The organism is Janibacter melonis, from assembly GCF_003721155.3.
In the GTDB taxonomy this organism is placed as follows: domain Bacteria; phylum Actinomycetota; class Actinomycetes; order Actinomycetales; family Dermatophilaceae; genus Marihabitans; species Marihabitans melonis.
In genome coordinates, this window is the sequence record NZ_CP044548.2 from 1,478,566 (window position 1) to 1,495,199 (window position 16,634).

Sequence of the window (16,634 nt, forward strand, 5' to 3'; positions counted from 1 at the left end):
CGAGGTCGACCGGCTCACCTGCGTCGACGTCGACCGGCCCGCGCTCTGCGACGATGGCGACATGGTCCACCTGACGAAGATCTACACGCGCACCGGCGACGACGGCACGACGGCGCTCGGCGACTTCGGTCGCACGCGCAAAACCGACCCGCGCCTGGCCGCTTACGCCGACACCAACGAGGCGAACGCCGCGATCGGCGTGGCACTGGCGTCTGGCGAGCTGCCGCAGGACGTGCGCGCGACGCTCCTGCGCGTGCAGAACGACCTCTTCGACTGCGGCGCCGACCTCTCGACCCCGCTCGCCACCGACCCGGAGCACCCGCCGCTGCGGGTCCTGCAGCAGTGGGTCGACGAGCTCGAGGCGGACTGCGACACCTATCTCGAGCGGCTCGAGCCGCTGCGCTCCTTCATCCTGCCCGGCGGCAGCGTGGCCTCGGCCCACCTCCACGTCGCGACGACGGTCGTGCGGCGCGCCGAGCGCTCGGCCTGGGCCGCGGTCGAGGAGCACGGCACCGAGCCGGGCGAGGGTCGGGGCAGCGGCGGGATCAACCTCGTCGCGGTGACCTACCTCAACCGCCTGTCGGACCTGCTCTTCGTGCTCGCCCGGGTGGCCAACCTCGAGGCCGGCGGTGACGTGCTGTGGCAGCCCGGCGGCGGCCGGTCGCAGGAGCCCGAGCGGGTCAGGCGACGTTGACGTCGCGCCCGGGGGGCGAGGACTCCAGCCACGAGCGCATGGCCATGTAGATGCCGCGCTCGACGGCGAGGGGCGTGGGCTCGCTCGTCGTGTGGTCGCCGACGTCGACACGCAGCGCGCCGACGAGACCCGGGATGGTGATGCGCTCCTCGGCGGGGGTCGACAGCTCGAGGTGGGCGCGGTCCCACTCGAGCCCGGGACGACGCCGGGTCGAGACGACGGGGTACCACGAGAGGGTCTGGGGCCCCAGGCGCAGCAGGCCCAAACGCCACCGGCGCCCGTCGCGGCTGACCGCGGCGAGCGCCAGGGGGTAGCCGCCGGAGATGGCCCGGCGGCGCAGGACGAGTCCTGCGAAGAGGAGGACGACGAGGAGCAGCGCGAGACCCAGGACCAGCTCGGCGACCTGGAGCGCGCTCACGACGTCGTCAGATCAACGAGTCGTCGTGGAGACGGTCTCGGCGACGATCGTCACCGTGTCGTGGTCGACCGAGAGGAAGCCGCCGTCGACGCTCGCGGTGCGCTCACCGCCCTCGGTCGTGATGACGACGTCACCCTCGACGAGCACGCCGAGGAGGGGCGTGTGACCCGGCATGATGCCGATCTCGCCGTCGATGCTGCGGGCTCGGACCATGCGGGCCTCGCCGGACCAGACCTTGCGGTCGGCGGCGACGAGCTCAACGTTCAGGGCGCTCACGTGGGAGTCCTTCGGGGTCGGGAGGGTTGTCCAGGGTCCATCGTACCGGCGCCCCGGGGGTGCGCCCGACCGGTCTCAGGCGACGACGACGGACCAGGTGTCGTGGCCCTGCGAGATGCTCCACACGCGGAAGACCGACCAGCCGATCCACAGCCCGAAGAGCACGACCGCGGGCTTGGCCGAGATCCAGCCGAGCATCCGCTCGGGCGGTCGGCGACGCACGAGCGCGTACGCGACGTAGAGCGCGGCGAAGGCCGCCATCGCCATGAGCAGCAGGCCGAAGGGGTTGTACCAGAAGGCCCCCGCCACGTCCCCGTGGGCGACGTGGACCCACGCGCGGGTCATGCCGCACCCGGGGCACGGCATGCCGAAGAGGAGGCGGAAGACGCACGAGGGCCGGCCCGAGTCGACGTCGCCGACCGGCCACAGGGCGGCGATGCCGATGCCGACCGCGCCGACGGCGCCGAGCGCGATCGCGGTGGCGCGCGCGCTCAGGCTGTACCCGCGGGCTAGATGGACCGGCCCCTGCGGGGCGGGAGGCCCCGGGGGGTTCTGGGGCGGTCCGCCCACGGGTGCGTGGGTCACGGCAGCGGGCGTCCGTCGGCGTCGACCATCTTGCGGGTGGCGACGAGGATGACGTCGACGAGGGACCAGATGCCCAGCCCGCCGCACGTGAGGAGCTTGAGGACGCCGAGACCGGTCTGCCCGAGGTAGAAGCGGTCGACCCCGAAGCCGCCGACGAAGATCGACAGGAGCAGCGTCGTCATCCACTCGCGGCTGCTGAAGAGCCCGGGCACCTGCTTGGCCTGGAACCACTGGCCCTGCGGCGAGGTGCGCACCGGGGCGTCGCCCTTGAGCTGGCCCGACATCGCCATGCCGGCGAGGTCCTGGTAGCTCATCGGGCCGTACTCCTGGCCCATGGCCGAGACGTAGTACTGGCTGCGCGAGGCGTCGCCGCCGGGACCGCCGGGAGCCTGGTAGGACGGCGCGGAGCCGTAGCCCTGGCCGGGCGTCTGGCCCTGGCCGGGCCCCTGTCCCTGCGGGTATCCGTGCGGCTGACCGGAAGGCGGCGGAGGCATGCTCATGCGCGTGATCCTATCTGGCGCCGGGCACTGCGAGAGCCCGCCCCCGACGACGTCGGGGACGGGCTCTGGCTGACCGGTGCTGCGAGGTCAGAGGTTCTTCTGGATCTCCGCCCACTGGCGCTCGACGTCGTCGAGGCCACCGCACATGAAGAAGGCCTGCTCGCCGACGTGGTCGTACTCACCGTCGCAGATCTTCGTGAAGGCCTCGATGGTGTCCGCCAGGGAGACCGTCGAGCCCTCGATGCCGGTGAACTGCTTCGCGACGTAGGTGTTCTGCGACAGGAAGCGCTGGATCCGGCGAGCCCGGTTGACGAGGATCTTGTCCTCCTCGGAGAGCTCGTCGATGCCGAGGATCGCGATGATGTCCTGCAGCTCCTTGTTGCGCTGGAGGATCGACTTCACGCGCACCGCGGTGTCGTAGTGCTCGGCGGTGATGTAGCGGCGGTCGAGGATCCGGCTCGTCGAGGTGAGCGGGTCCACGGCCGGGTAGATGCCGAGCGAGGCGATCTCACGGGAGAGCTCGGTCGTCGCGTCGAGGTGCGCGAAGGTCGTCGCCGGGGCCGGGTCGGTGTAGTCGTCCGCGGGCACGTAGATCGCCTGCATCGAGGTGATCGAGTGACCACGCGTCGAGGTGATGCGCTCCTGGAGCACACCCATCTCGTCGGCCAGCGTGGGCTGGTAGCCCACGGCGGAGGGCATGCGACCCAGGAGGGTCGAGACCTCGGAGCCGGCCTGCGTGAAGCGGAAGATGTTGTCGATGAAGAGGAGCACGTCCTGCTTCTGGACGTCGCGGAAGTACTCCGCCATCGTCAGCGCCGACAGGGCGACGCGCAGGCGCGTGCCCGGCGGCTCGTCCATCTGGCCGAAGACCAGAGCGGTCTGGCCGAGGACGCCGGCCTCCTCCATCTCGACCATGAGGTCGTTGCCCTCACGGGTGCGCTCGCCGACACCGGCGAAGACGGAGACACCACCGTGGTCGCGGGCGACACGGGCGATCATCTCCTGGATGAGGACGGTCTTGCCGACGCCCGCACCGCCGAAGAGGCCGATCTTGCCACCCTGGACGTACGGGGTGAGCAGGTCGATGACCTTGATGCCCGTCTCGAACATCGTGGTCTTGCTCTCGAGCTGGTCGAAGGAGGGCGCGTTGCGGTGGATGCCCCAGCGCTCCTGCACGTCGAGGGTCTCGCCCTCGGCGAGGTTCATCACCGCGCCGGTGGTGTTGAAGACCTTGCCGAGCGTGACGTCGCCGACGGGCACCGTGATGGGGCCGCCGGTGTCCTGCACCTGGGTGCCGCGGACGAGGCCGTCGGTGGGCTGCAGGGAGATCGCGCGGACCATGTTGTCGCCGATGTGCTGGGCGACCTCGAGGTTGATCGTGCGGCTCTCGCTGCCCTGACCGGTGCTCGCGATCTCGCTGGTGAGCAGGTTGTACTGCTCGGGCATCGCGTCAGCCGGGAACTCGACGTCGACGACGGGGCCGATGATGCGGGAGATCCGGCCGACGCCGCCGGCCTGGGGGGTGTCCTGGGTGGACTCGATGGTGGCAGTCATTACCTGTCCTTCTTACTTGGACTCGGCGAGGGCGCTCGCGCCGCCGACGATCTCGGAAATCTCTTGCGTGATCTCAGCCTGGCGGGCCTGGTTCGCCAGACGGGTGTACATCTTGATGAGCTCCTCGGCGTTGTCGGTCGCCGACTTCATCGCGCGCTGACGCGCCGCGAGCTCGGAGGCGGCCGCCTGGAGGAGGCAGTTGAAGATCCGCGCGTTGACGTACTTCGGCAGCAGCGCGTCGAGGAGCTCGTCCACGCTGGGCTCGAACTCGTAGAGCGGGAAGATCTCCGACTCCTCGGGCTCCTCGACGCCGTCGACGACCTCGAGGGGCAGCAGCCGGATGACCTCGGGCTCCTGCGCGACCATCGAGACGAAGCGGGTGAAGACGACGTGGACCTCGTCCACTCCCCCTTCGCCCTCGGTGTCCTTGACGAAGTCCTCGACGAGGCGGCTGCCGATCTCGCGGGCGTCCTCGAAGGTCGGCTTCTCGGAGAAGCCGGTCCACTGCGCCGCGAACTCGCGCTTGCGGAAGCTGTAGAAGTTCACCGAGCGACGGCCCACGAGGTAGGGGACGACCTCCTTGCCCTCGTCCTGGAGGCGGGCGACGAGGCGCTCGCTCTCCTTGAGCACGTTCGCGTTGTAGCCACCGGCGAGGCCACGGTCCGCGGAGATGATGAGCACGGCGGCCCGACGGACCTGCTCGGCCTCGCTGGTGAGCGCGTGCTCCTCGTCGGAGAAGGTCGCCACGGCCGAGGCCGCGCGGGTCAGCGCGCGGGCGTACGGCGTGGATGCGCGCACTGCCTGCTGCGCCTTGACGACGCGGGAGGCCGCCATGAGCTCCATGGCCCGCGTGATCTTCTTGGTCGCGCTGACGGACCGGATGCGCTGCCGGTACTCCCGGATCTGCGCTCCCATACGTTGCCGCCTCTCTGGGTCTTGTCGCGAAGGGGATGTCTGTGGGTGGCCGCGGGTGCGGCCGGCTGACCGGTCCGGGCGGGCGGTGCCCGCCCGGACCTCGTGGTCAGCGCTTCTGGCGGACGATCTGCTCCTGGTCGGAGTCGAGGGCGTCGTCGCCGTCCTCGGAGCTCTCGACCGTGGTGCCCGCGTCGCCCCGGGGCTGGAAGCCAGCCTTGAAGGAGTCGATCTCGGACTGGAGCGCGGACTCGGTCGAGTCCTCGAACTTGCCGGTCTCGCGGATCGCGTCGAGCAGCTCCTGCTTCGTGCGGCGCAGGTGGTCGAGGAAGTCGGCCTCGAAGCGCTGGACGTCCTCGACCGGGATGCTGTCCAGCTGACCGGTGGTGCCGGCCCAGATCGAGACGACCTGCTCCTCGACGGGCAGCGGGTCGGCCTGCTTCTGCTTGAGCAGCTCGACGAGACGCGCGCCGCGGGCGAGCTGCTGCTTGCTCGCGGGGTCGAGGTCGGAGGCGAACATCGCGAAGGCCTCGAGCGCGCGGTACTGGGCGAGGTCGAGCTTGAGACGACCCGAGACCGACTTCATCGCCTTGATCTGCGCGGCACCGCCGACGCGGGAGACGGAGACACCCACGTCGATGGCCGGGCGGACGTTGGAGTTGAAGAGGTCGGCCTGGAGGTAGATCTGGCCGTCCGTGATCGAGATGACGTTGGTCGGGATGTACGCCGAGACGTCGCCCGCCTTCGTCTCGATGATCGGCAGACCGGTCATCGAGCCCGCACCGAGCTCGTCGGAGAGCTTCGCGCACCGCTCGAGCAGACGCGAGTGCAGGTAGAAGACGTCACCCGGATAGGCCTCGCGGCCCGGCGGGCGGCGCAGCAGCAGCGACATCGAGCGGTAGGCCTCGGCCTGCTTGGACAGGTCGTCGAAGACGATGAGGACGTGCTTGCCCTGGTACATCCAGTGCTGGCCGATCGCCGAGCCGGTGAAGGGGGCGAGGTACTTGAAGCCGGCGGCGTCGGACGCGGGGGCCGCGACGATGGTCGTGTACTCCATCGCGCCGGCCTCCTCGAGGGTGCCCTTGACCGCGGCGATCGTCGAGCCCTTCTGGCCGATGGCGACGTAGATGCAGCGGACCTGCTTCTCCGGGTCGCCGGTCTCCCAGAACTGCTTCTGGTTGATGATCGTGTCGACCGCGACCGTCGTCTTGCCGGTCTGCCGGTCACCGATGATCAGCTGACGCTGGCCACGGCCGATCGGGGTCATCGCGTCGACCGACTTCAGACCGGTCTGCAGCGGCTGGTGCACCGACTTGCGCTGGACGACGGTCGGCGCCTGCAGCTCGAGCGCGCGGCGCTCCTCGCTGGTGATCTCGCCGAGACCGTCGATGGGCTGACCGAGGGGGTTGACGACGCGGCCGAGGAAGGAGTCGCCGACGGGGACCGAGAGGACCTCGCCGGTCCGCTTGACCTCCTGGCCCTCCTCGATCTTGGCGAAGTCACCGAGGACGACGACACCGATCTCGTGCACGTCGAGGTTGAGCGCGATGCCGAGGGTGCCGTCCTCGAACTCGAGCAGCTCGTTGGTCATCGCCGAGGGCAGGCCCTCGACGTGGGCGATGCCGTCACCGGCGTCGGTGACGCGGCCGACCTCTTCACGGGAGGCCGCGCCCGGGTTGTAGGACTGGACGTAGCCGTCCAGGGCGTCCCGGATCTCCTCCGGACGGATCGAGAGCTCCGTCATCTGTCTCTTCTCCTCGGGTGCCGGCTGTGGTGAGCCGGCGGTCGGTGTGTGGTGCGTGGGGTTGTGTGCGTCGGTCGAGCCCGAAGGGGGCTCAGCCGCCGGCCAGGTGGCGGCGGGCCTCGTCGAGACGCCGCAGGACGGTCCCGTCGACGACCTCGTCGCCGACCTGGACCCGGATGCCGCCGATGACGTCCGGCTCGATGAGCTGCTGGACGAGGATCGGCTTGCTGTAGATGCGCTGCAGCGCGGACGCGAGGCGACCGGTCTGCTCCGTCGTGAGCGGCGCCGCAGTCGTGACGACCGCGGTGAGCTGCTCGCGACGGGCCGCCGCGTACCGCAGGTAGGTGTCGAGCACGGTGTCGAAGCGACGCCCGCGCGGGGCGAGCACCGCCTGACGAGCGAGCCGGACGCTCTCCGGCGCAGCCTTCTCGCGCAGCAGGGTCGAGACGACCTCTGCCTTGCCGGCGGCGTCGCCCTGGCGGTTGGTCAGGGTGTCGCGCAGCTCAGGGCTGGCCGCGACGACCCGCTCGAAGCGGAAGAGCTCGTCCTCCACCGTGTCGATCCGGCCCTCCTGCTCGGCGCCGACGAGCGAGGCCTCGACGGCCAGCCGCTCGGTGGTGTCGGACAGGTCGCGCTCCTGCGACCAGCGGCCCGCGACGAGCGCCGAGACGATGCTCGACGCGGCCTCGGACACCTTGCCCGCGAGCAGACGCTGCGCCAGCGCGGCCTTGTCCGAGCCCTCGCGAGAGGGGTCGGCCAGGGCACGGCGCAGCGTCGCGTTGTCGTCGAGCAGGGCGGTGACCGCGAAGAGCTCGTCGGCGAGGACGGCCTTGTCGGCCACCGTGGGCAGGGCGGCGTCGAAGGCCGCCCGTCCCTGCCGGACGGCTCCGCGCGAGCTGCCGCGCATCAGGAACCCTGACCGTCGACGTCGAGCGTGCCCTGCGTCGGCGTCGAGGAGGCGCCGACCTTCTCCGGCTGGACCTGACCCGACTCGAGCTCGGCGAGGAAGCGGTCGATGATCGACTGGCGCGACGCGGAGTCGCTCAGCTCGTGACCGACGATGCGACCCGCGAGGTCGGTGGACATCCGGCCGACCTCACCACGCAGCGACACCGACGCCTGCTGGCGCTCCGCGTCGATCTGCTTGTGAGCGGACTCGGTGATGCGAGCAGCCTCGTCCTGAGCCTGCTGACGCATCTCCGCGACGATGCTCGCACCCTCGGCGCGCGCGTCCTCGCGGATCTTCGCGGCCTCGGCACGGGCGTCGGCGAGCTGGGCCTCGTACTGGGCCTTGGCCGCCTCGGCCTCGGCCTGGGCGTTCTCGGCCTGGGCGATGCCACCCTCGATAGCGGCGTGGCGCTCTTCGTAGGCCTTCTCGAGGTTCGGGGCGACCTTCTTCGCGACGACCCAGTAGAGGATCGCGAACATGATCAGCCCGAAGATGAGCTCCTCGAGGTGCGGGATGAGAGGCATGGTCTCGCCTTCTCCACCCGCCGTCGCGAGGCTCACGACCGACGTTGCGGTTGCCGTGATGTGCACGGAGTACTCCTAGGGGACGTCGAGCTGGTTCTGACGAGGTGTCTGACCGAGGTCAGAGGACGAACGCGAGAACCAGACCGAAGATCGCGAGGGCCTCGGCGAGCGCGAAGCCGAGGATGGCGATCGGCTGGAGGAGGTTGCGGGCCTCGGGCTGGCGGGCGACACCGTTGATGTACGCGGCGAAGATCAGGCCGACGGCGATGGCCGGGCCGATCGCGGACAGGCCGTAACCGATGAGCGAGAGGGAGCCGGTGATTTCCATGAGTCTTTTTCCTCTTCCGTTTCTGTGGTTCCCCCGGCGACGCGGCGCCGGGAAGTTGTGGGGTGCTATTCGGTTGTGCGGTGGTGCAGCTTCGTAGCGCCGTCGATCAGTGGTCGTCGGCGAGGGCGCCGGCGATGTAGCTCGCGGCGAGCAGGGTGAAGACGAACGCCTGGAGGAACTGCACCAGGGCCTCGAAGAGCATCATCACGCCGGCCATGAGGAAGGTCGGCAGGGACAGCGCCTTCATGAGCGCACCGTCGGACTCGAGCAGGAAGTACGCGCCCGCGGTGACGAAGAGGTAGATGAGCATGTGCCCGGCGAACATGTTGCCGAAGAGTCGCAGCGCGAGCGTCAGCGGCCGGGTGATGAAGTAGGTGACGAGCTCGAGGACGAGGATCACCGGGGCGATCCAGCCCGGCAGGCCCGGGGGCACCATGTGCTTGAAGTAGCCGACGAAGCCCATCTTCTGGAAGCCGATCCAGTGGTAGACGACGTAGACGACGAGCGTCAGGGCGATCGGGAAGCCGATCTTGCCCGTGACGGGGTTCATCGCGAGCGGGAAGATCCCCATGAGGTTGTAGAAGAGGATCATCGTGAAGAGCGTCGCGAGGAGCGGCACGAAGCGCCGGAACTCCTTGGTGCCGATCATGTCGCGGGCGACCGAGTTGCGCGGGAGGTTGTAGAAGCCCTCGAGCATCCACTGGCCCTTGGAGGGCACGACAGCCGCGCGGCGGCTCAGCGCGATCATCACGAAGGACAGCACGCCGGTGACGATCGCGGCCCAGGCCATCTGGTTGGTGACGGTCAGACCGCCGACCTCGAAGAGGGGCTGCCAGAAGATCTCCGGCGTGGGGGCCGTGTAGCCCTCGCCCTCGCCGGCGGCCATGGGCGCGAGCGCGGCGATGTGCGCGGGCGCAGTCAGGATCACGGGTTCTCCTCGTTGTGTGGCTTGGCTCCGGGCAGCGCGGTATCGCCGCCGCTCGTGGGTGCCTGAGACGTACCGTACCGGAGCCAGATGACGTAGAGCGACAGCCCCATCCCGACCACGACGCCCACCGCGACGATCAGCGACGTGCCGAGCCATCGGTCGAGCAGCCATCCGGCGCCGCCGAAGAGCACGGGTCCGGTGACCAGGTAGGCGAGGACGGTCGCGCCGAGCGCGTCCGCCTGGGCGGTGGGGCTCGGCCCCTCGGTCTCGGTGGACCAGCGGTGTGCGTCCGGGGCCACCCCTTCGCGCCGGGTGACGAGGCGCGGTGCAGGGGTGTCGGTCTTGCGGGGACGGGGGCTCATCGCGCCCCTCCGGGGTAGATCTCGTGGCGAGCACGGGCGTACCCGGCGATCTGGCCGGCCTGCAGCACGACGGTCTGGGCGACCGTGGCGGCGGCGAAACCCGCGCTGTGGAGCCATTCCTGGTCCCTCACGGCGAGCAGGACGGCGACGAGGATGATGAGCTGGCCGATGTACACGACGAGGGCTCCAGCCATCGTCGCGCCCGGGTCTCCCGACATGATGAGGCGCATCGCGACGAGGCCGACGAGCATGATGACGGAGGCGGTCGCTGCTCCGGCGAGGGTGGACCAGCCGGCCCTCTCCCCCGCGGCGAGCCACCCGATGACCGGCGCGGCGACGCACCCGGCGACGCCTGCGATCACGACACCGCGAAGCATGCCCGTGATGGGCTCGCGGGTGGTGCGCGTGGCGGTCATGGCGTCCTTCGGCACGGGATCTGGTCGAGGCTCGAGCGGGCCCTCACGGCCCGTCGTCGGCGCTTGTGAAAGTTATCACAAGCGCCTCCGACCCCGCGACTCGAGCGCGACGAGCGGCCGCCGTCCCACCCCTTCGGGCGGTCGTAGCGCGAAGGCCCCAGGGCCCAGGCCTGGACACCACCTACCCCCGAGAAGTTGGCGCCAGCACCGGTTGCAGCACGAGCATCTGCCAACTTTCCGAGCACACGGGTCGTCTCAGGGCTCGCTGACGCTCGCACCTCGACCACCAACGCCCTCTCGCTGGTCGAGGTGCGAAGGCCGCCAGGCCTGAGCCTCGAGACCACCCGCCCCCGAGAAGCTGACACCAGCACCGGTTGCAGCACGAGCATCTGCCAACTTCCCGAGCAGCGACGTGGTCTCGAGGCTCTTCGTCGCACCTCGACCACCAACGCCCTTGCGCTGGTCGAGGTGCGAAGGCCCCCCGGGCCTGAGCCTCGAGACCACCCGCCCCGAGAAATTGGCACCAGCACCGGTTGCAGCACGAGCATCTGCCAACTTCCCGAGCACCCGGTCGTCTCGGGGCTCGCTGACGCTCGCACCTCGACCAACCAAGAACGGTCAGGCGTCGAGGCGGCGGCCGTGGCGGTCAAAGGTCTTGGGGCGGTGGCCGGGGCGGGAGAAGCGCGGGAGCCACGCGGTGAGGACGACGGCGACGGCGAGCAGCGCGAGGACGCCGACCGAGGCGAGCTCGGCCGGCATGACGACGAAGCTCACCGAGCCGGCGGCGACGACGAAGGCCCACCACCACAGCAGGAGCACCGCGCGGCGGTGGCCGTGGCCGATCCGCAGCATGCGGTGGTGCAGGTGCTGGGCGTCGGGGTGGAAGGGGCTCTGGCCCCGAGCGGTGCGGCGCACGACGGCGAAGAGGACGTCGAGCAGCGGCAGCAGCATGATCGCGATCGGCACGAGCAGCGGCAGGATCGTCGCCGCGACCGGGTTGTCGCTCACCTGGCTCGGGTTGACCGCACCGGTCGTGCTGATCGTCGCGGCGGCGAGGAGCAGCCCGAGCAGGAGCGCCCCGCTGTCGCCCATGAAGAGCCGGGCGGGGAAGAAGTTGTGCGGCAGGAAGCCCAGGCAGCACCCGAGCATCGCGGCGGAGATGAAGGTCGCCGAGCTGAAGACGTTCGGCGGGTTGTACGAGGCCGAGATGAGATAGCTGTACACGAAGAACGACCCCGCGGCGATCGCGACCGTCCCCGCGGCGAGCCCGTCGAGCCCGTCGATGAAGTTCACCGCGTTCGTCGCGAGGACGACGACGAAGATCGTCAGGATGACGAGGACCGGCGCCGGCAGGACCGTGACGACCCCGAGCGGCAACGAGAAGAACTGCACGCCGGAGAAGGCCATGATCCCGGCGGCGACCAGCTGCCCGCCCAGCTTCGTCGCCGGGTCGAGGTCGCGGACGTCGTCGATCGCGCCGACGAGGCAGACGACCGCCCCGGCGGCGAGCACCCCGACGAGCTCGCGCGTCTCGAAGACCTGCGAGAGGAAGGGCAGGCGCCACGCGAGCAACGTCGCGGCGGCGTACCCCATGAGGATCGCCACTCCCCCGAGACGAGGGATCGGCACGGTGTGCACGTCGCGGCTGCGGACCGGGGTGTACGCCCCGGTCCGCACCGCGATCGCCCGCATGGCGGGCACGCACAGGTAGGTCGTCGCCAGCGCCACGAGGACGACGAGCAGGTACTCACGCACGCGCCGCCTCCGTCGTCACTCGTGATGTGGTCAGCCCCGGGCCCGGTCGGGCCCGGCTCAGCGAGGGTAGGCGGGGAAGGCGGTGACGAGCTCGTCGACGCCCGCGCGCACCTGCTGGCTCACGGCGTGCTCGGGGTCGGCGTCGCCCTGGGTGACGGCGACGTGGATGAGCTCGGCGATGGTCGCCATCTCGGCCTCGCCCATGCCCTGGGTCGTGACGCACGGGGTGCCGACGCGCACGCCCGAGGCGATGCCCGGCTTCTGCGGGTCGTTGGGGATGGCGTTCTTGTTGAGCACGATCCCGGCCGCGTCGGCGCGCGCCTCGGCGTCCTTGCCCGTCACGCCGACACCCTGGAGGTCGAGCAGCGCGAGGTGCGTGTCGGTGCCACCGGTCGTCGGGCGGATGCCGCGCTCGGCCAGGCCGGCCGCGAGCGCCTGGGAGTTGGTGATGACGCGCCGGGTGTAGTCGGCGTACTCCGGGCTCGCGCACTCCTTGAAGTTCACGGCCTTGGCCGCGATCGTGTGCATCTGCGGCCCGCCCTGCATCATCGGGAAGATCGCCTTGTCGAGCGCCGCCGCGTGCTCGGCCTTGCAGACGAGAGCGCCTGAGCGGGGGCCGCGCAGGACCTTGTGGGTCGTGAAGGTCACGACATCGGCGAAGGGGACGGGGCTGGGGATCGCCTTGCCGGCCACGAGACCGATGAAGTGGGCCGCGTCGACCCAGAAGATCGCGCCGACCTCGTCTGCGATGGCGCGGATCCGCTCGAAGTCGATGAGGCGCGGGATGGCCGAGCCGCCGGCGCAGATGACCTTCGGGCGGTGCTCCTTGGCCAGGCGCTCCATCTCGTCGTAGTCGACGTCCTCGGTCTCGGGGTGCACGCCGTAGTGGACGGCGTCGAACCACTTGCCGGAGAAGGAGACCTTCGTGCCGTGGGTGAGGTGGCCGCCGTGGGGCAGCGACATCGCGAGGATCTTCTCGCCGGGCTTGAGGAAGGCGCCGTAGACGGCCTGGTTCGCGCTGGCGCCGGAGTGCGCCTGGACGTTGGCGTGGTCGGCGTCGAAGAGCGCCTTGCACCGGTCGATGGCGAGCTGCTCGGCCTTGTCGACCTCGCTGCAGCCGCCGTAGTAGCGCCGGCCGGGGTAGCCCTCGGCGTACTTGTTCGACAGCGTCGAGCCGAGCGCGGTGAGCACCTCGGGGCTCGAGAGGTTCTCGCTGGCGATAAGCTGCAGGCCCGAGCGGATCCGGCCGAGCTCGGAGAGGAGCACGTCGGCGATCTCGGGGTCGAAGGCGCGCAGGCCCCCGAAGTCGGAGCCGTAGAAGGTGTCGTCGGTCATCGCGTGGGTCCTTCGCTCTCTGCGGTGTCGCTGTCGATGTCGCTGGTGTCGAGATGGGTCGTGGAGGTGTCGTCCACGGAGGCGGACGGCGGGGGCGGCTCGGCCGGCTGGGCGTCGGCGAAGACCTGGCGCACCCGCGAGGCCGGCAGGGCCCCGCTGCGCAGGATGACCGGCTCGTCGCCGGTGCAGTCGACGATGGTCGACGGCTCGCCGCTGGGACGGGGCCCGCCGTCGAGGTACACGGCGACCGACGCACCGAGCTGCGAGGCGGCCTCGACCGCGGTGCGGGCCGGCGGCTCGCCGGTGCGGTTCGCGCTCGTCACGGCCATCGGGCCGACCTCGGCGAGGACGGCGAGCGCCAGCTCGTCGTCGGGCATGCGCAGGGCGACGGTGCCGCGGGTCTCGCCGAGGTCCCAGTGCAGTGAGGGCTGGGCGTGCACGACGACGGTGAGCGGCCCGGGCCACTCGGCCTCGACGAGGTCGCGGACCCAGGCCGGCACGTCGCGTGCCAGGCCGTCGAGGGTGCGCTGGTCGGGCACGAGGACCGGCGGCGGCATGTCACGACCGCGACCCTTGGCGTCGAGGACGGCCTGGACCGCCTCCGCCGAGAAGGCGTCGCAGCCGATGCCGTAGACGGTGTCGGTGGGGATGACGACGACCTCTCCGGCGCGCACCGCGTCAGCGGTCGTCGTGATGGCGTCCTCGCGGCTGTCCGGCGAGGTGGCGTCGACGACGGGGCTCATGGGCCACACCCTATGGGGCGTCGCCCAGATGCCCCCTCCCCCCTTCGCCCCACGGACGCGGCTGACCCTCTAGGTTCGGGCCACGTGACGCCCCCGTCACCCATCGAGAGGAGATCTTCATGCGTGGTTCCGGGACCATCTGGACCATCGTCGGCGTGCTCGCGATCATCGCGCTGCTCATCTGGATCCTCGCTCGCGTCTGACGCGACGGCGACGCACGAGGCCCCGCCGAACTCCCTGCCGGCGGGGCCTCGCTGCGTCTGCGGGCAGGTCAGGGCAGGCGACGGGCCCGCGTCATCCGGGGCCGACCGGTGAGGTCCTCGACGTCGTCGACCGCTGACCACAGCCCGGTCGCCGAGATCGCGCGCGGCAGGCTCTCGCCCTGGGTGTCGGCGTGCTCCATGACGAGCAGCCCGCCGGGTCGCAGCAGCACGGCCGCGCTCGCGGCGACGGCGACCGGCACGGCGAGCCCGTCGGCGCTGCGCCCGTAGAGCGCGATGCCCGGGTCGTGCTCGGCGACCTCCGGGTCGACCGGCACGGCACCGTCGGGGATGTACGGCGGGTTGCTCACGACGACGTCGACGGCGCCCACGAGGTCGGCGACCTCGTCGATCGACCGCGGGTCGGCGGACGCGTCGCCCTCGACGACGCGCACCGGGAGCCCGGTGCGCTCGACGTTGTGCCGCGCCCAGGCCACGGCCTCGGGGCTCAGCTCCACCGCGACGACCTGCGCCCCGGGGGCCTCGTCGGCCACGGCGAGCGCGAGCGCCCCCGACCCGGTGCACAGGTCGACGACGACGGGGGCGGCTCCCTCTTCGCCCTCCCGGCGGGAGAGCTCGGCGAGGACGAGGTCGACGGCGAGCTCGGTCTCGGGCCGGGGCACGAAGACCCCGGGGCCGACCGCGAGCTCGAGGTGACGGAAGGGCGCGACCCCCGTGAGGTGCTGCAGCGGCACCCGGCGGGCGCGCTCGGCGACGAGCCCCGCGAGACGCTCGCCCGCGGAGGCGTCGAGGTCGGAGCCCAGGAGCAGCCGGCGCTCGACCTCGCCGCGCCCCACGTCGAGGACGTGGGCGAGGAGCAGGACCGCGTCGGTGCGGGCGGAGGAGATGCCCGCCGCGGCGAGCTCGGCCTCGGCCGCGCGCACGACGTCGCGCAGCGGACGGCTCATCCGTCGAGGGCGGCGAGCTGGGCGGCCTCGTCGGCCGCGACCGCGGAGTCGACGACGGCGTCGAGGTCGCCGTCGAGGACGCTGTCGAGGTTGTGCGCCTTGAAGCCGGTGCGGTGGTCGGAGATCCGGTTCTCCGGGAAGTTGTAGGTGCGGATCCGCTCGGAGCGGTCCACGGTGCGCACCTGGCTGCGCCGGGCGTCGGCCGCCTCGGCCGCGGCCTCGTCGACCGCCAGCTGGTGCAGGCGGGCGCGCAGCACGCGCATCGCCGACTCCTTGTTCTGCAGCTGCGACTTCTCGTTCTGGCACGAGACGACCAGGCCGGTGGGCAGGTGGGTGATCCGCACGGCGGAGTCGGTCGTGTTGACGCTCTGGCCACCGGGGCCGCTCGAGCGGTACACGTCGATCTTGAGGTCGTTCGCCGCGATGTCGACCGTCACGACGTCGCCGACGTCGGGCATGACCCACACACCGGCGGCGGAGGTGTGGATACGCCCCTGGCTCTCGGTGACGGGGACGCGCTGGACGCGGTGGACTCCCCCTTCGTACTTGAGGCGGGCCCACGGGGCCTCCCCCGGCGCCGGCGTGCCGCGCGAGCTGATCGCGACCTGCACGTCCTTGTAGCCGCCGAGGTCGGACTCGGTGGAGTCGAGGATCTCGGTGCGCCAGCCGTGCTTCTCCGCGTGGCGGAGGTACATCCGCAGGAGGTCGCCGGCGAAGAGGGCCGACTCGGCTCCGCCTTCGCCCGCCTTGACCTCGAGGATGACGTCGCGGTCGTCGTCGGGGTCGCGCGGGATGAGCAGCCGGCGCAGCCGGTCCTCGGCCTGCTCGAGCCGCTCGGCGAGCGCGGGGAGCTCCTCGGCGAAGGAGGGGTCCTCCTGCGCGAGCTCACGGGCGGCCTCGAGGTCCTCGCCCGCGCCGACCCACTCGGCGTGCGCGGCGACGACCGGGCCGAGCCGGGCGTAGCGCGAGTTGATCTCGCGCAGCCGCTCGGGGTCGCCGACGACCTCCGGGTCGCCGAGCTGGGCCTCGAGGGCCGCGTGCTCGTCGACGAGGCTCTGCCCAGAGGACGACGGGTCGAGCACGGCAGGGACCTCCAGGAGGTGGACGACAGGGGTGCGGAGACGACGACGCGCCGGCCAGCGTGATCGCTGACCGGCGCGTCGGAGGCGTTACTTCGCGGCGGTCTGGCCGTAACGCTTCTGGAAGCGGGCGACGCGGCCGCCGGAGTCCATGAGCTTCTGCTTGCCCGTGTAGAACGGGTGGCAGGCGCTGCAGACCTCGACGCGGATGCGGCCGCCGTCGGCGGTGCTGCGCGTCGTGAACTCGTTGCCGCAGGTGCAGGAGACCGTGGTCTCCGCGTAGCTGGGGTGGATGTCCTTCTTCACGTGATCTCCTTGGATCTCATCCGGGTCGGCGGGCCCACCGCATCTGGGATGCGTGCGG

Annotated in this window: 20 protein-coding genes; 1 reads left to right on the forward strand and 19 read right to left on the reverse strand. The window is 71.1% G+C overall.

Translation table 11 applies throughout. The features are described from left to right. The first annotated feature begins 61 nt into the window (after window positions 1–61). A complete protein-coding gene (locus EEW87_RS06950) occupies window positions 62–694 on the forward strand; it encodes a cob(I)yrinic acid a,c-diamide adenosyltransferase (protein WP_123092038.1) in 633 nt (210 codons plus the stop codon). Here the strand turns inward: EEW87_RS06950 and EEW87_RS06955 are convergent. The 19 genes from EEW87_RS06955 to rpmE form a co-directional block, all read right to left on the reverse strand. Beyond that, entirely contained in the window at window positions 681–1,112 is a 432-nt protein-coding gene (locus EEW87_RS06955; RefSeq protein ID WP_068277819.1) for a DUF2550 family protein, read from the reverse strand. The two genes, EEW87_RS06950 and EEW87_RS06955, sit on opposite strands and share 14 nt — an antisense overlap. A gap of 12 nt (window positions 1,113–1,124) precedes the next feature. Further along, window positions 1,125–1,388: a F0F1 ATP synthase subunit epsilon gene (locus EEW87_RS06960; RefSeq protein WP_068277824.1), complete on the reverse strand. Its 264-nt coding sequence runs from the start codon at window positions 1,386–1,388 to the stop codon at window positions 1,125–1,127. 75 nt (window positions 1,389–1,463) lie between these two features. Next, window positions 1,464–1,973, reverse strand: coding sequence for a DUF2752 domain-containing protein (locus EEW87_RS06965; protein ID WP_123092039.1), 510 nt, complete (start codon window positions 1,971–1,973; stop codon window positions 1,464–1,466). Continuing rightward, window positions 1,970–2,473 (reverse strand): NINE protein, encoded by a 504-nt coding sequence (locus EEW87_RS06970; RefSeq protein WP_123092040.1) that lies wholly within the window; start codon window positions 2,471–2,473, stop codon window positions 1,970–1,972. The genes EEW87_RS06965 and EEW87_RS06970 overlap by 4 nt, the downstream gene beginning before the upstream one ends. 87 nt (window positions 2,474–2,560) lie before the next feature. Beyond that, window positions 2,561–4,027 carry a F0F1 ATP synthase subunit beta gene (atpD, locus tag EEW87_RS06975; RefSeq protein WP_123092041.1) on the reverse strand — a complete coding sequence of 489 codons (1,467 nt, stop codon included), beginning with the start codon at window positions 4,025–4,027 and terminating at the stop codon, window positions 2,561–2,563. A gap of 12 nt (window positions 4,028–4,039) precedes the next feature. Further along, window positions 4,040–4,942, reverse strand: a complete 903-nt coding sequence (locus tag EEW87_RS06980; protein ID WP_123092042.1) for a F0F1 ATP synthase subunit gamma — start codon at window positions 4,940–4,942, stop codon at window positions 4,040–4,042. 106 nt (window positions 4,943–5,048) lie between these two features. Continuing rightward, window positions 5,049–6,683, reverse strand: a complete 1,635-nt coding sequence (gene atpA / locus EEW87_RS06985; RefSeq protein ID WP_123092043.1) for a F0F1 ATP synthase subunit alpha — start codon at window positions 6,681–6,683, stop codon at window positions 5,049–5,051. 91 nt (window positions 6,684–6,774) lie between these two features. Next, window positions 6,775–7,590 carry a F0F1 ATP synthase subunit delta gene (locus tag EEW87_RS06990; RefSeq protein ID WP_123092044.1) on the reverse strand — a complete coding sequence of 272 codons (816 nt, stop codon included), beginning with the start codon at window positions 7,588–7,590 and terminating at the stop codon, window positions 6,775–6,777. Beyond that, window positions 7,590–8,222, reverse strand: coding sequence for a F0F1 ATP synthase subunit B (locus tag EEW87_RS06995; RefSeq protein ID WP_123092045.1), 633 nt, complete (start codon window positions 8,220–8,222; stop codon window positions 7,590–7,592). The genes EEW87_RS06990 and EEW87_RS06995 overlap by 1 nt, the downstream gene beginning before the upstream one ends. A 52-nt stretch (window positions 8,223–8,274) precedes the next feature. Continuing rightward, on the reverse strand, window positions 8,275–8,484 hold the full coding sequence (locus tag EEW87_RS07000) for an ATP synthase F0 subunit C (RefSeq protein ID WP_191563861.1): 210 nt from the start codon (window positions 8,482–8,484) through the stop codon (window positions 8,275–8,277). Window positions 8,485–8,590: 106 nt separating this feature from the next. Then, the gene (atpB, locus tag EEW87_RS07005) at window positions 8,591–9,412 is read right to left on the reverse strand and encodes a F0F1 ATP synthase subunit A (RefSeq protein WP_123092046.1); all 822 of its coding nucleotides are present in this window, start codon (window positions 9,410–9,412) and stop codon (window positions 8,591–8,593) included. Next, a complete protein-coding gene (locus tag EEW87_RS07010; RefSeq protein WP_123092047.1) occupies window positions 9,409–9,774 on the reverse strand; it encodes an AtpZ/AtpI family protein in 366 nt (121 codons plus the stop codon). The genes atpB and EEW87_RS07010 overlap by 4 nt, the downstream gene beginning before the upstream one ends. Next, window positions 9,771–10,190: a Cg1360 family ATP-synthase-associated protein gene (locus EEW87_RS07015; RefSeq protein WP_123092048.1), complete on the reverse strand. Its 420-nt coding sequence runs from the start codon at window positions 10,188–10,190 to the stop codon at window positions 9,771–9,773. The genes EEW87_RS07010 and EEW87_RS07015 overlap by 4 nt, the downstream gene beginning before the upstream one ends. Before the next feature lie 618 nt (window positions 10,191–10,808). Beyond that, window positions 10,809–11,945, reverse strand: a complete 1,137-nt coding sequence (locus EEW87_RS07020) for an MraY family glycosyltransferase (protein ID WP_123092049.1) — start codon at window positions 11,943–11,945, stop codon at window positions 10,809–10,811. A gap of 57 nt (window positions 11,946–12,002) precedes the next feature. Further along, on the reverse strand, window positions 12,003–13,280 hold the full coding sequence (locus EEW87_RS07025) for a serine hydroxymethyltransferase (protein WP_068277860.1): 1,278 nt from the start codon (window positions 13,278–13,280) through the stop codon (window positions 12,003–12,005). Continuing rightward, window positions 13,277–14,023 (reverse strand): L-threonylcarbamoyladenylate synthase, encoded by a 747-nt coding sequence (locus EEW87_RS07030; protein ID WP_123092050.1) that lies wholly within the window; start codon window positions 14,021–14,023, stop codon window positions 13,277–13,279. Before EEW87_RS07030 ends, EEW87_RS07025 begins: the two co-directional genes overlap by 4 nt. A gap of 271 nt (window positions 14,024–14,294) precedes the next feature. After that, window positions 14,295–15,191: a peptide chain release factor N(5)-glutamine methyltransferase gene (gene prmC, locus EEW87_RS07035; protein ID WP_123092051.1), complete on the reverse strand. Its 897-nt coding sequence runs from the start codon at window positions 15,189–15,191 to the stop codon at window positions 14,295–14,297. Continuing rightward, window positions 15,188–16,273: a peptide chain release factor 1 gene (prfA, locus tag EEW87_RS07040; RefSeq protein ID WP_123092052.1), complete on the reverse strand. Its 1,086-nt coding sequence runs from the start codon at window positions 16,271–16,273 to the stop codon at window positions 15,188–15,190. Before prfA ends, prmC begins: the two co-directional genes overlap by 4 nt. 87 nt (window positions 16,274–16,360) lie before the next feature. Beyond that, the gene (gene rpmE / locus EEW87_RS07045; protein ID WP_068277874.1) at window positions 16,361–16,576 is read right to left on the reverse strand and encodes a 50S ribosomal protein L31; all 216 of its coding nucleotides are present in this window, start codon (window positions 16,574–16,576) and stop codon (window positions 16,361–16,363) included. Window positions 16,577–16,634 lie beyond the last annotated feature (58 nt).

Coding starts and splice junctions, on each gene's coding strand:
- prmC (WP_123092051.1), bottom strand. CDS start 15,191: ATGAGCCGTCCGCTGCGCGACGTCGTGCGCGCGGCCGAGGCCGAGCTC.
- EEW87_RS07030 (WP_123092050.1), bottom strand. CDS start 14,023: ATGAGCCCCGTCGTCGACGCCACCTCGCCGGACAGCCGCGAGGACGCC.
- EEW87_RS07010 (WP_123092047.1), bottom strand. CDS start 9,774: ATGAGCCCCCGTCCCCGCAAGACCGACACCCCTGCACCGCGCCTCGTC.
- EEW87_RS06990 (WP_123092044.1), bottom strand. CDS start 7,590: ATGCGCGGCAGCTCGCGCGGAGCCGTCCGGCAGGGACGGGCGGCCTTC.
- EEW87_RS06950 (WP_123092038.1), top strand. CDS start 62: ATGGTCCACCTGACGAAGATCTACACGCGCACCGGCGACGACGGCACG.
- EEW87_RS07015 (WP_123092048.1), bottom strand. CDS start 10,190: ATGACCGCCACGCGCACCACCCGCGAGCCCATCACGGGCATGCTTCGC.
- atpD (WP_123092041.1), bottom strand. CDS start 4,027: ATGACTGCCACCATCGAGTCCACCCAGGACACCCCCCAGGCCGGCGGC.
- EEW87_RS06980 (WP_123092042.1), bottom strand. CDS start 4,942: ATGGGAGCGCAGATCCGGGAGTACCGGCAGCGCATCCGGTCCGTCAGC.
- atpA (WP_123092043.1), bottom strand. CDS start 6,683: ATGACGGAGCTCTCGATCCGTCCGGAGGAGATCCGGGACGCCCTGGAC.
- EEW87_RS06970 (WP_123092040.1), bottom strand. CDS start 2,473: ATGAGCATGCCTCCGCCGCCTTCCGGTCAGCCGCACGGATACCCGCAG.
- EEW87_RS07025 (WP_068277860.1), bottom strand. CDS start 13,280: ATGACCGACGACACCTTCTACGGCTCCGACTTCGGGGGCCTGCGCGCC.
- EEW87_RS07000 (WP_191563861.1), bottom strand. CDS start 8,484: ATGGAAATCACCGGCTCCCTCTCGCTCATCGGTTACGGCCTGTCCGCG.